This window comes from Pedobacter gandavensis (genome assembly GCF_014172405.1).
Taxonomy (GTDB): Bacteria; Bacteroidota; Bacteroidia; order Sphingobacteriales; family Sphingobacteriaceae; genus Pedobacter; species Pedobacter gandavensis.
In genome coordinates, this window is sequence record NZ_WNXC01000003.1 from 94830 (window position 1) to 108784 (window position 13955).

Annotated in this window: 11 protein-coding genes; 4 read left to right on the forward strand and 7 right to left on the reverse strand. The window is 40.7% G+C overall.

Annotated features, from left to right (window positions below):
* The first annotated feature begins 278 nt into the window (after nt 1-278).
* Nucleotides 279-437, forward strand: a complete 159-nt coding sequence (locus tag GM920_RS23715) for a DUF5808 domain-containing protein (RefSeq protein WP_235964510.1) — start codon at nt 279-281, stop codon at nt 435-437.
* Between the two features lie 43 nt (nt 438-480).
* On the opposite strand, the gene GM920_RS10580 is transcribed toward GM920_RS23715, so the two are convergent.
* Both GM920_RS10580 and GM920_RS10585 read right to left on the reverse strand, forming a co-directional pair.
* A complete protein-coding gene (locus GM920_RS10580; protein WP_182956825.1) occupies nt 481-1062 on the reverse strand; it encodes a helix-turn-helix domain-containing protein in 582 nt (193 codons plus the stop codon).
* A gap of 59 nt (nt 1063-1121) precedes the next feature.
* A complete protein-coding gene (locus GM920_RS10585; RefSeq protein WP_182956828.1) occupies nt 1122-2585 on the reverse strand; it encodes an APC family permease in 1464 nt (487 codons plus the stop codon).
* 368 nt (nt 2586-2953) lie between these two features.
* Here GM920_RS10585 and GM920_RS10590 point away from each other — a divergent pair, with 368 nt between their 5' ends.
* From GM920_RS10590 to GM920_RS10600, 3 genes are all read left to right on the forward strand, one after another.
* Entirely contained in the window at nt 2954-5254 is a 2301-nt protein-coding gene (locus GM920_RS10590; protein WP_182956831.1) for a sodium-translocating pyrophosphatase, read from the forward strand.
* Nucleotides 5255-5385: 131 nt separating this feature from the next.
* Nucleotides 5386-7086, forward strand: coding sequence for an amino acid permease (locus GM920_RS10595; protein ID WP_182956834.1), 1701 nt, complete (start codon nt 5386-5388; stop codon nt 7084-7086).
* A gap of 137 nt (nt 7087-7223) precedes the next feature.
* Complete coding sequence (locus GM920_RS10600; RefSeq protein WP_182956837.1) at nt 7224-7790, forward strand: MarC family protein; 567 nt, start codon at nt 7224-7226, stop codon at nt 7788-7790.
* A 94-nt stretch (nt 7791-7884) separates the two neighbouring features.
* Here the strand turns inward: GM920_RS10600 and GM920_RS10605 are convergent, their stop codons facing one another.
* From GM920_RS10605 to GM920_RS10625, 5 genes are read right to left on the reverse strand one after another with little or no spacing between them, the layout of a single operon-like run.
* Nucleotides 7885-9057 (reverse strand): RsmB/NOP family class I SAM-dependent RNA methyltransferase, encoded by a 1173-nt coding sequence (locus tag GM920_RS10605; protein WP_182956839.1) that lies wholly within the window; start codon nt 9055-9057, stop codon nt 7885-7887.
* A complete protein-coding gene (locus GM920_RS10610; RefSeq protein ID WP_182956842.1) occupies nt 9054-10283 on the reverse strand; it encodes an ABC transporter substrate-binding protein in 1230 nt (409 codons plus the stop codon). Before GM920_RS10610 ends, GM920_RS10605 begins: the two co-directional genes overlap by 4 nt.
* On the reverse strand, nt 10240-11772 hold the full coding sequence (guaA, locus tag GM920_RS10615; protein WP_182956845.1) for a glutamine-hydrolyzing GMP synthase: 1533 nt from the start codon (nt 11770-11772) through the stop codon (nt 10240-10242). Before guaA ends, GM920_RS10610 begins: the two co-directional genes overlap by 44 nt.
* 43 nt (nt 11773-11815) lie before the next feature.
* Nucleotides 11816-12280: a deoxycytidylate deaminase gene (locus GM920_RS10620; protein ID WP_182956849.1), complete on the reverse strand. Its 465-nt coding sequence runs from the start codon at nt 12278-12280 to the stop codon at nt 11816-11818.
* A 59-nt stretch (nt 12281-12339) separates the two neighbouring features.
* Complete coding sequence (locus GM920_RS10625) at nt 12340-13947, reverse strand: MFS transporter (RefSeq protein ID WP_182956852.1); 1608 nt, start codon at nt 13945-13947, stop codon at nt 12340-12342.
* Nucleotides 13948-13955: the final 8 nt, after the last annotated feature.

Genomic DNA, 13955 nt, shown 5'->3' on the forward strand with positions numbered 1-13955 from the left:
AAGAAATAGCGAATTTGGACTAAAGACAAAGATTCAGGAGCCAGAGAACCAAACTACCGCTAAAGACCTAGAAAAGCCTATTTATAATACAGGATAAGACCTGATACCTAAAGAATAAATAATGAAATAAACAGGAGTATATTTTTTTTAAAAACTTGCAATTATTTTTTTAACAGAGTTTTGTAAATTAACTGAAAACCATATATTTATAAAAACAACGCTTAAAAAAACATCTCAAAATGGACATAGACCCGGTCGATAACATTGTTAATTACAAAATGGGATTCATCTATTGGAACCCGCAAGATTCCAGATTATTCGTGCCCAAGCGCGAAAGGTCTATGGGGCATACGCTGAACTTTGCTCACAAAATGAATATCCTCATTTTATTGACCATAAGTATCCTGTTTGTCTATACCCTTCTTTACCTCCCATAATCTAATGAGCGGAGCTAAAGAAGGGATAATTTGTCTATAGAGATTAAGCCTTTACCTCTTCGAAGAAATAAAGGATGAGCATGATTGCTTTATCCGTTCCTACATTTGTAGGGGTATGGGCTAAGCGGCCGTCAAAGAGCAACGAATCACCTGCTGACAATTCGATATCCTGATCTTCAAAATGGTATTTCACATTTCCTGCGAGAATATATTTGTATTCAAAAGCCTCGGTTCTCACCATTGGCCTGGAAGCATTTGGCTCCAATTCCAACAATACGATATCTACAGTAGCGTTCTTGATAGATTTAGTAAGGATGCGCTTGTACAAGAACCCCAGGGCTTGCTCCTTTTCAAATGATTCGTATTCCGATTTTCTTTTGACCACCACAGGTGCTTTGTTTGCACTATCCGAGATGTCTTTAAAAAACTGGTTTAAGTCCACATCAAGCGACTTAATGATGTCTATCAATACCATTAAGGAAGGTACAGTACGGTTATTTTCAATTTGAGAAATTAAGCCTTTGCTTACTCCCGCCCGATCTGCCAGCTCCTGAATGGTAATGCCTCTTTCTTTTCTTATTTCTTTTATCCGGTAACTGATCTTCAGGATTACATCCTCTTCCATAGTACTTATTATTGTCCAAAAATAATCAAATTATAGCCGTAACAGCACCCTATCCTGGTTTAATTTACAGGATCAAGATCTTTGTCCTTCTGCTTGGTGAGGTAATACACCGGGATTCCAGCCAACATGATTAACACTCCCCAGCCACAGGTACTCATTTTGGTGATCAATAAAGAAACACAAAAAACTGTCGCAAAGATGATGTAGAGCATAGGTAGTATCGGATAACCGAAAGCGCGATATGGGCGTTCTACATTAGGCATTTTTCTCCTTAAAATAAAGATGCCTAAAATCGTCAGGATATAAAAAATCATCACGATGATCATCACAAAATCAAGTAATGCCCCATATTTACCAGTCAGGCACAATGCTGATGCCCAAAAACATTGAATCCACAATGCCCAGGCAGGTACGCTCGCTTTATTTAGCGTGGCCGCTTTTTTAAAGAAAAGCCCATCCTTAGCCATTGTATAATAAACCCTTGCTCCCGCCATGATCAGTCCATTGTTACAGGCAAATGTTGAAATCATGATCATCAGGGCAATAATAATGGTTCCTGCATTTCCAAAAATATGCTGGGCAGCCACTACGGCTACGCGGTCCGATTTAGCTGTGGCAATTTCATTGATGGGAATTACGGCTACATACATCAGATTGGCCAGTACATAAATCACACTTACAATAAAGGTCCCCAGAAATAAGCTGAGCCCAACATTACGTTTCGGGTTTTTGATCTCAGCAGCAATAAAAGTAACTCCATTCCAGGCATCACTGGAAAATAAAGAACCTACTAAAGAAGCTGAAATAGCGGCAAATAGTATCGAACCTCCAATAGTCATCCAGGAACCTGTTTCTACATTCAGGGACCTCAGACTCCAGGCATCCGACCAATTTGCATTCCAGACCTCTGCTTTTGCCCCAAGGGTAAAACCAAAAACAATTAAGCCGAAAAGTGATAATATTTTAATGATCGTTAGAAAGGTTTGCAGCGTCTTGCTGTCTTTTACCCCGCGACTATTGAGATACGTTAAGAAAACAATGGTCACAATGGAGACCAGCTGTGCGGCGTTCAATGCGAAATACTCTGGTGTCCCATTGGCAGCTGTTCCAGTCTGCAATTGCCAAAGAATATTAGTATCACTTAAAGGTTCATACAAATACGCGGAAAATTTGGAAAAAGCCACGCCTACTGCGGCAATAGTTCCAGTCTGTATGACGGCAAAAAAGCTCCAGCCATATAGAAAAGCAATTAGTTTATTGTAAGCTTCTTTCAAGTACACATATTGTCCACCTGCTTTAGGAAACATCGCACTCAATTCTCCATAACTCACCGCAGCGATGACAGTGACCAGTCCAGTCAGCACCCAAATCACGATGAGCCAGCCCGCAGATCCTACTTGTCTGGCAATATCAGCACTTACAATAAAAATACCAGAGCCGATCATTGATCCTACGACCAGCATGGTACCATCTAATAATCCAAGTTCTCTTTTGAAAGAGCCATCTTGACTTTCTTTTTCCATTTTTTTATTTTAGGTTAAAATGAAGCATCCATTTATGCTGAACATCTGATGAAGATCTTCTAAAAACATCAAGGAATTTAAAGGCATACAATTAATTGTGGTTCAATTTGATGCTTTCATTTTGTTTGGTTAGTTTGTGCTAATATATTTAAAAAAATCAAAAACCGGTTACCTCCAAAGGCATTAGAACCATTAAATTATTTTTTATAAAAAAAACCTTAACAATCAGTTTATTAAAAATTTGCTTTTTAAAGGAACACTGTTAAATTTACGTAGCTCTATCTGATCTGTGAACACGCGGCTCCCCCAAAAAGGAGCAAATCTATACCCAGTAAATCAACAAATAACCAAATAACCTTAAACTAAGTATGGAGTTCTTACAAAAAAATCTAATTTACTTTATCCCCTTGCTGGGTTTAATTGGCATTCTCGTAATGGCCATAAAAAGTGCCTGGGTGAACAAACAAGATGCTGGTGATGCGAAAATGCAAGAGCTTGCAGGCTATATAGCCGATGGAGCCATGGCCTTTTTGAAAGCGGAATGGAAAGTGCTCAGCATTTTCGTGGCATTTACTGCAGCTTTACTGGCCTATTCCGGGAACATTCACGAGATCAATGGTGTTGTCCTACATTCCAGCTGGATCATCGCTGTTGCCTTCATCATTGGCGCTGTCTTTTCTGCTACCGCAGGATATATTGGGATGAAAGCTGCAACTAAAGCCAATGTAAGAACCACACAGGCTGCAAGAACCAGCTTAGCAAAAGCTTTAAAGGTTTCTTTTACCGGTGGAACAGTCATGGGATTAGGAGTTGCCGGATTGGCGATATTAGGTTTAGGAGGTTTATTCATTGTTTTCTTGCAAGTTTTCCATGTGGTTAGTGCCAACAGCACTGAGATGAAAACAGCGATTGAAGTACTGACTGGCTTCTCCTTAGGGGCAGAGTCTATCGCTTTATTTGCCCGTGTAGGTGGTGGTATTTACACCAAAGCGGCCGATGTGGGTGCTGATTTAGTAGGCAAAGTAGAAGCGGGAATTCCCGAAGATGATGTTCGAAATCCAGCCACCATTGCCGATAACGTTGGCGATAATGTGGGTGATGTAGCCGGCATGGGTGCCGATTTATTCGGTTCCTATGTAGCAACCATTCTTGCCACCATGGTATTGGGACAAGAAATTGTAGTAGAAAAACTAAATGGCGTTGCGGTAGACCAGCTGAATGGATTTTCACCGGTATTGTTACCCATGGTAATTTGTGGCCTTGGGATTCTATTCTCTATTGTAGGCACCTGGTTTGTGCGCATTAAAGGCGAAGATTCCAATGTACAAACAGCCTTAAATCTTGGCAACTGGAGTTCCATTATCCTCACTGCTATTGCCTGTTACTTTATCGTCATGTTCATGCTGCCCCCGCATTTACACCTTCGGGGGGTAAGTTTTAGTAAACTGGATGTTTATTATGCAATTTTAGTCGGTCTTGTAGTTGGTACACTGATGAGTATCATCACAGAATACTATACCGCAATGGGAAAAGGTCCCGTAAAATCAATTATTCAGCAGTCCGGAACAGGACATGCCACCAATATTATTGCCGGATTATCTGTAGGTATGAAATCCACCGTTGCCCCTATTCTGGTACTCGCAGGCGGAATTATCTTCTCTTATGCATTTGCCGGTTTATATGGCGTAGCGATTGCTGCTGCTGGTATGATGGCCACTACTGCCATGCAACTTGCCATTGATGCCTTCGGTCCGATTGCAGACAATGCTGGTGGTATCGCAGAGATGAGTCAGCTTCCTCCAAAGGTTCGTGAGCGTACAGACAACCTGGATGCCGTAGGAAACACCACCGCCGCAACGGGTAAGGGATTTGCCATTGCTTCAGCTGCGCTAACCTCACTGGCTTTGTTTGCTGCTTTTGTGGGTGTTGCCGGGATTGATGCCATTGACATTTACAAAGCACCGGTACTGGCCGCCTTATTTGTTGGAGCCATGATTCCATTTATCTTTTCTGCCTTGTGTATTGCTGCTGTAGGAAAAGCGGCTATGGAAATGGTTCAGGAAGTTCGCCGTCAGTTCCGCGAAATTCCGGGAATTATGGAATACAAAGCCAAGCCTGAGTATGAAAAATGCGTCGCCATTTCAACCAAGGCTTCCATCCGGGAAATGATGTTACCCGGAGCGATTGCATTATTGGTACCTATCCTTGTTGGATTCGGATTTAAAGATGTGTTTCCTTCTGTAAGTTCTGCAGAGATGTTGGGCGGTTTACTGGCTGGAGTTACCGTATCAGGTGTACTCATGGGGATTTTCCAAAGCAATGCCGGTGGTGCCTGGGACAATGCCAAGAAGTCTTTTGAAAAAGGAGTAGAAATCAATGGGGAGATGTTTTATAAAAAATCTGAACCACATAAAGCTTCTGTTACTGGTGATACCGTAGGTGATCCATTCAAAGATACCTCAGGCCCTTCTATGAATATTTTAATCAAATTAATGTCTATCGTCTCCCTCGTAATTGCTCCTTACATTGCCGTAGGCGTAGGAGCAGAGGTTAAATCCAGTCATGAAGTCATTAAAGAAATTCGGGTGATGAAAACAATAGATGCGAATGGCTTAGAGCGAATTGACACGCTAAAGAACCTGGTAGACACGATCACTGTCAAACCATAATATTACAATTGTTACTAATAAAAGGGATTTTGAATAAAAATCCCTTTTATTTTTAAACATCTTTATTTAGGTTTGACAATCTGATTACAAACCAAAAAGACTATAGACAACCTTTTACTAAACTTTAAACTATGAATTTTAGAAAGTCAATCGACTTACTTACAAAAGAAGCTTCCGAAAGCGGAGAAGGGGCACTGAAAAGAACCCTAGGCCCCGTAAATCTGGTTGCTTTGGGTATTGGGGCCATTATCGGTGCTGGATTATTTTCCATTACAGGTTCAGCAGCAGCCAATAATGCCGGCCCGGCCATCACCATTTCCTTTGTTATTGCAGCAATAGGATGCGGATTTGCAGGCTTATGTTATGCAGAATTTGCTTCTATGATCCCTGTTGCGGGAAGTGCATACACCTATTCCTATGCCACTATGGGCGAATTAGTTGCCTGGATTATTGGTTGGGATTTGGTATTAGAGTATGCAGTTGGTGCCGCTACCGTTTCTATTAGCTGGAGCCGATACCTGGTCAAGTTTCTCGAATACTACGACCTTCACCTACCCGCACAGGTAGTGATGTCACCATTTGATACCGCTACTCTTGCCGATGGAACGATCGTTAACGGTATGTTTAACTTACCTGCCGTGTTCATCATTGTATTGATGTCCTTGGTATTGATCAGAGGTACTAAAGAATCAGCCATCATCAATGGTGTGATTGTAGCCGTTAAAGTGGTGATCGTATTCATCTTTATCTTCTTAGGATGGAAATACATCAATGCAGACAATTACTCTCCATATTTTATCCCTGCGGATAAGCCAGGTCATGCCAGTTTCTTTGAAAACGGATGGGGTGGTGTCATCAGAGCAGCGGGTATTGTATTCTTCGCTTATATTGGTTTTGATGCGGTATCTACTGCAGCACAAGAGGCTAAAAACCCGAAGAAAGATATGCCAATCGGTATCTTGGTTTCTTTATTTATCTGTACGATTCTTTATATCTTATTTGCGCATGTAATGACAGGTGTAGCCAACTACGACTTATTCAAAGGTCAGGATGGTATTGCTCCGGTTGCTGTTGCAATTGACAATATGGGTGTTAAAAATGCGGCAGGAATTGTAACTCCAGCTTACCCATGGTTAAACAAAGCGATTATTCTGGCGATTCTAGGTGGTTATTCTTCGGTAATCCTGGTGATGTTATTGGGACAATCAAGAGTATTCTTCTCGATGAGTAAGGATGGTTTATTACCAGCTGTATTCTCTAAAGTTCACCCTAAATTCAGCACACCTGCAAAGAGCAACATCTTGTTCATGGTGTTTGTGAGTTTATTTGCCGCTTTTGTTCCGGCAAGAGTAGTAGGTGAAATGACAAGTATCGGTACCTTATTTGCCTTTATCCTGGTATGTATCGGTATCATTATCTTGAGAAAACGCATGCCTGATCTTCCAAGAGCATTTAAAGTACCAATGGTACCGCTAATCCCGATCTTAGGTGTAGTCGTATGTCTGGGAATGATGGTTTTCCTTCCATTAGATACCTGGGTTCGTTTATTGGTGTGGATGATTATCGGCGTAAACGTGTATTTATTCTACGGAATCAAAAACAGTTTATTGTCTGACAATAACCCGGTAACACTTGCCAGAAGTAATAAAGTAGTTTCTTACATTGGTTTAGCCTTAGCGGTATTGTTGATTATTGTGGCGATTGTTCACCACCATACCACCAATGGAACTGACACAGGATTATATTATTTCTCTCTGATATTTGCGATAGTACATGTATTCATCTACCTGTACCGAGCTGCTACCTCTAAAAACGTGAAAGCTAAACTATAAGCCTCCAATTACTAACGGAGTAGGCTTTTAAAGCTAAAAGGCCTGAGTTCATCTGATGAAACTCAGGCCTTTTTGTTTTAACACAGGTCACCTTCTTATGACAAAATAATTTACCTTTGCAGCATAAAACAGCTGCTATGGAATTTAATTTCAGTCAAATCCTCTCTTGTTCAATGATCATGTTCGCGATTATTGATATCCTGGGTGCCATCCCAATCGTGATAGAACTTAGAAAGAAAGCCGGTCATATTCAATCTGAAAAAGCAACTATTGTAGCTACAGCATTGATGATTATCTTTCTTTTTGCGGGAGAAACCTTATTAAAAGTAATCGGCCTGGATGTAGAATCTTTTGCGATTGCCGGTTCCTTTGTCATCTTCGTGATTGCAATGGAAATGGTCCTTGGATTGACCATTTTCAAGGAAGATGTTCCTGAAACCGTGTCTATTGTTCCATTAGCCTTCCCATTAATTGCAGGAGCAGGAACCATGACTACCCTTTTATCCTTAAAGACAGAGTATGCCACGCAGAACATCATTGCGGGTATCCTGATCAATATGGTGTTTGTCTATTTTGTATTAAAAAACACCAATCGTTTAGAACGCTTACTTGGTAAGGCTGGTTTGAATGTATTGAGAAAAGCATTTGGGGTGATCCTCCTGGCTATCGCCATTAAACTATTCAGAAACAATACAGGCTTGTAATCGCACAAATTCTCACTTCATAAAAATGCCCCGAAGATCAAACTCCGGGGCATTCTATTTTTAGACGAATCTCTTTATAGCTGCTGTTTTTGTGTTAGGCAGGTTCCGTTTTAATCAGACGGGCTACAAACATCGTATCTGCAGCATCCTTATAACCTTTAATTACTTCCATTTTCTCCAGCTTTAAGGGAAAGTTTTCTTCCAGATATCGCACTGCCTCTTCATTTTCCTGTTTAAACACAGAACAGGTAATGTAAATCAGTGGTTTTCCTGGTTTCAGATATTTAACCACATTGCTGGCAATTCCGCGCTGCAAGCGGCTGTACATAGTGATTTTATGTTCATCAAAGTAGTACAACATTTCTGGTGTACGTCCCCAGGTACCCGATCCGGAACAAGGTGCATCCAGTATAATACCGTCAAATTCATAATCATGTAAGTCCTGATCGTTATTCTGCAACAGATCTAATACTTTCTTTTGATACTTCTTGATCCCCGCTTCATGAAAACGATCATCCAGGTTGTTTAAGCTTGTTTCTCTAACATCACTCACTACGAGCTGCACGGTAGGCTCAAGGTCGTGTAGCAGCAAGGATTTCCCCCCTGAGGCAGCACAACAATCCCACCATCGGTCGTATGCTTTTGGCTCAAAGTATAAACCTGTCTTTTGAGAGGACAGATCTTGTACCTGATAAAACTTTTGGTTGGGGAATACATTTTCCAGTTTAGTTCCGTTTGGGAGCATCAGTGTCGTTTCACTGAGTTCTTTCACTGGTACTTCATGTGCTTTTAAATCGGCCAGCAAAGACTTCAAATGTCCTTTAGTTACCCTAAGAAATAAGTCTGGTTGAATGAAGAAAGACTCACAGAAATCTTCCTTTTCTACTGCCGCACTTAAATTTTGATGGAAAGAAAAAACATCCGACAATTTAAAGGCAGGAAAAGCGGATTCAATTAATGCCAATTTAGCTTTCAGTGGCAATTCGATTTGGTCGGCCAGGTTTGGTAAATGGGTATCCACCACCAAGCTCGGAGTGGTATTGCATAAAAAATCAGCAATTGCCAAACGTAAAACCTGTTGTTCCTTCATCAGGGCCTTGCCTAGCCTGAAAAAACTATATATATAACGGCTGGACCATCTTCTATCCGAAGAGCCCATCTTTTTATTCTGTTTGAAATAGAGGTGTAAAAACCGATGTAGAGGCAACAGCCCGTCGTAGCTTTTAAAAATCTGCTCAAATGCCCGGATTTGGTGTTCTATTCTCATTCTACAATATTTATAGCAAAATTCTTATAGCGTAAAAGCATTAAACTGGTATTGATATACCCCAGTTTCTCATCGTGATAAAAATCAAAGGCATTGTGTAGTCCTTCGTATTTCTCTTTGGTCAGGTATTTTAAATAATTAGCCCCGTGTTCTGCAAATAGTTTACCGAAGTAGAAACCAATATCGAAGCCTTTAAAAGAATACTCGGAAGGCTCAAATTTGAACGCTGCTCTATATTTCCTAATAAATTCTACGACTTCCGGACTACGGTAATTTACATGATAAGAAGAAGTAATACTGGTATTTAAAGCCTGTAATTTATCGACATTATAATTCTGTTTAATCCAATCCGGATGTCCAAATAGATTCAGATCATAACCTTTATTTTTAATCTTGACCAACTTATCTAAAGTTGGTATGACAAACTTACGATCGGAAGAAGTCACAATGACTACGTAGGTCTTACCCTTTTGCATTTTCGTTTCCATACTAAATACGGAAGGATATTCTTGCAGTAAAAATGCTTTCTTATTGGCTTTAAAATACTGGCGTAAAGGTAATGCGACAACCTCATCACTCGCCGATTTTGGATTGATCAACACGACTATCGTATTTTCAGGCGCATAGGTTTTGGCCACGTAGTTGACAATTTTAGCTGCATGGAGGTCGATGTTATTGACTACCGAAATCAGGTTAGGATTGTTAAACTCAGAAGGATGTGTAGCTGCTAAAGGCGATATTACAGGAATATTTCTGGCAATAGCATAAGGCGTAATTTGTTTAATGCCTTGTGGAAATACCGGCCCTACCAACAGGTTACTATAGGTTAGTGTGCCTCTGTTGACCAATGCATCGATCTGCGCATTGGAATCACGGGTATCGTAAACATTTACTTTGAAATTTAAGCCTAAGCTTGCTGCCGAATCTATTCCCAGTTTAAAACCCTGGTAAAAGTCTATGGCCATTGCTGCTTTATCGACTTCAGCTTTGCTGGCTGTCTTTAGGTTAATTTCATTTAGGCGGAAAGGGATCAGCAAAGAAATATTAGCCTGTGTAAACCGCGCTGCAGGCTTTTCAACTTCTTTCTCTTTACCCTGGCCATCGGGAGTTTTATTTGTAGACTTTCTTATTTTCGGCGAACATGCCGAAAATAAGAAAGCAATACAAAGGATCAGCCAATACTTATTCCCACTCAATTGTAGCGGGTGGTTTTGAACTGATATCATATACTACGCGGTTTATTCCTTTTACTTTGTTAATAATTTCATTAGAAATTTTAGCGAGTACGTTATAAGGTAAATGACACCAATCGGCAGTCATACCATCTACAGATTCCACTGCACGAAGACAGATGGCATTCTCATAAGTACGTTCATCGCCCATTACACCTACAGATTGTACTGGAAGGAAGATTGCTCCTGCCTGCCATACTTTATCATATAGACCTGCTTCTTTTAAGTTATTGATATAAATTGCGTCAGCTTCCTGAAGGATAGCTACTTTCTCTGGAGTTACCTCACCAAGAATTCTGATGGCTAAACCTGGACCAGGGAAAGGATGACGGCCAATGATGAAATGCTCTAAACCTAATGAAGTACCTACTCTTCTCACTTCATCTTTAAATAAAGTTTTCAATGGCTCCACTACTTTTAGTTTCATGAAATCAGGTAGTCCACCAACATTATGGTGAGATTTAATCGTAGCTGATGGACCTCCGTTTACAGAGATCGACTCAATTACATCTGGGTAGATCGTACCCTGTGCCAACCATTTCACGTCTTCTACCAGATGTGCTTCTGTATCGAAAACTTCGATAAATACACGTCCGATTGCTTTACGTTTCAACTCAGGATCAGTTACACCAGCCAATTGGCTTAAGAAACGGTCCTTAGCATCCACACCTTTGATGTTTAAACCCAGGTGTTTATATTGTTCTAATACACTTTCATATTCGTCTTTACGAAGTAATCCGTTATCTACAAAAATACAGTGTAAGTTGGTACCGATTGCTTTGTGCAATAATACCGCAGCAACGCTAGAGTCTACCCCACCTGAAAGGCCAAGTACCACTTTATCATCACCAATAGTTTCTTTTAAATCAGCAATGATGGTTTCTACAAAAGCTGCTGAAGTCCATTCTTGGTGACATCCACAGATATCTACCAGGAAGTTTTCCAACAATTGTTTTCCATCAGTACTGTGTGTCACTTCCGGATGGAACTGAATACCGTACGTTTCACTATCTTTAATCTGATAAGCTGCAACTTTTACGCTGTCCGTACTTGCAATCAGTTCAAAGTTTTCAGGGATCTTAGTGATGGTATCTCCATGAGACATCCATACCTGAGAGTCCAAATTGATGTTCTTAAATAATTTATTTCCGCTAGCAACGAAATTCAGGTTAGCCCTGCCGTATTCACGAGTTGATGAAGCCTGAACTTCACCACCAAGTTGTTGCGCCATATATTGCGCACCATAACAAACGCCCAATACTGGGTATTTAAGGTGGAATTTAGTCAGGTCAATCTGTGGAGCGTCTGCTTGACGAACCGAAAATGGACTACCTGAAAAGATGATACCTTTTACGTCTGATGTGATTTCAGGAATATTGTTGAAGGGATGAATTTCGCAATACACATTTAGTTCGCGTACCCTGCGGGCAATTAGCTGCGTGTATTGGGAACCAAAATCGAGAATAATGATTTTTTCTAGCATGGCCAAAGTTAAGAAAACTTACCTGCTGGTACAAGACAGAATGTCAATTAACCTCGATTTGGTACTTAATTACTTCCACACCGAACCTTCTTAGAAAATCTACGCCCTCATCACTAGGCAATCCTTTGTATTCCGCATAAGAATCCTGGTATAAAACTTTCTTAATTCCGGACGACAAGATCAATCTTGCACAGGCGATACAAGGGGAAAGCGTAGTATATAAGGTAGCCCCTTCGATTTTAGCGCCATTTTTTGAGGCATATAAAATTGCATTTTCTTCTGCATGCAGGGCAAGGGAACAACTGCCCCTGGAATCTCTGTCGCAGCCCGTCTCCGGCCATTCTTCATCACAATTGTGTGTTTCTGGTGGTGGCCCATTATAACCGATAGAAATAATCCTGGTATCTTTTGTCAGCACCGCACCAACATGCGCTCTTACACAATGCGAACGTGCAGCAAGATCTACTGCTAAATTCATGTAAATATGATCGAAACTCTTTTTACTCATCTGGGTATAAATAAAAAGCTTCCCATTGAATGAATGGGAAGCTTTCAGGTTAAATATAATTAGTGACCTCCTTCGGACTCAATATTTTCTACATTAATGCCCTGGCTTTTCAGCACTGCGCTCACTCTCCAGGCAAAGAATACCAGGTAAGCAAAGCCGATTGCAGGAACGATATAAGAACTGTGGATACCAATAGTATCGGCAAGTTCTCCTTGAATAGGCGGGATAATCGCACCACCTAAAATCATCATGATCAGGAAGGAAGAACCCTGACTGGTGTATTTCTTTAAACCTGTGATCGACAATGCAAAGATCGACGGCCACATGATAGAGCAGCACAATCCACCACTTACAAAAGCAAAGATCGAAATATGTCCAGTGGTTAATAAACCGATCACCATAGAAATAGCACCTAACGTACCGAAAATTGCCAATGTTTTAGCAGGTTTTTCTTGTCCAAGGTAAAAAGCAACAATCATTACAGCGATACAGATCCCATATACATATAAGTTACCCACGTCAGTTCCTGTGAAGTGGTTGACGACTAAGATCACCCCGAAGGCAACGAATGGTACCACTACAGTCAATATGTTTCTCAAAGTTTTAGACATGCTAAAGGCCGAAATTGCACCCGTCCAACGTCCGATCATCATACTTCCCCAATAAAGAGAGATGTATTGTTTGATCTCAGATTCTGCTAAACCGCCAAATTCTTTTAGGTTCAACAAGGCACCCAGGTTACTTTGAATGGTTACTTCTGTACCTACATACATGAAAATTGCCAACATACCCAATACCAATTGTGGGTATTGCATGGCACCCCATTTTTCAGGGTTATCTTTTTTAACGGTATAAGCATACAATAAAGCACCAAGAATGATGGCCAGTGCAGAGTAAACAAATACATAAGAAGGAATCCCTGTGCCATGTGCTAAAGGACCCGCAGCGGCAACCAGTAAGAAACCAAGGATCATCACTACCAGTGGACCATTAGGCTTAGGACTGGCTTCTATTTTCTCATCACTCGTTACTTTTGGTAATTTAGAAAGGGCAAAGAAGATCGCTACTGCGATAAACAAACCAGCAAGAATCAGGTACAGGTTATTGATAGAGCTGATTTCTACTGCTTTCGGAATTGCATCATTTGCGGTACCGAATAAAACCACACTCACGATAACCGGGCCCATTAAACCACCAAGGTTGTTGATACCACCAGCAAGGTTTAAACGGTGCGTACCACTTTCTGGCGCACCTAAAGCCACCACAAAAGGATTTGCTGCAGTTTGCTGAAGGGAGAAACCCAGGGCAATCACGAAAAAAGTAAATAAGATAAAGATAAAAGATCCGGAATGAACCGCGGGAATCATGATCAATGCACCAACTGCAGAGATGAGCAATCCGGCGATAATCCCCTTTTTATAACCGATTTTATTCAGAATATCTACTTTACTGGCTTGAGAGGCGAAGTACAACAACAGCGACCCAATAAAGTATCCACCGTAAAATGTAAAGTCAATAAGTTGAGACTCGAATTGAGTCAGATTAAAGTGCGCTTTGCAGAATGGTATAAAAATACCATTTGAAGCAGCAACAAAGCCCCAGAAAAAGAACACAGTGATAATTGTGTACAATGCGGTGCCATAATTTTTTTTAGATTGTTGTTCCATATAATCGT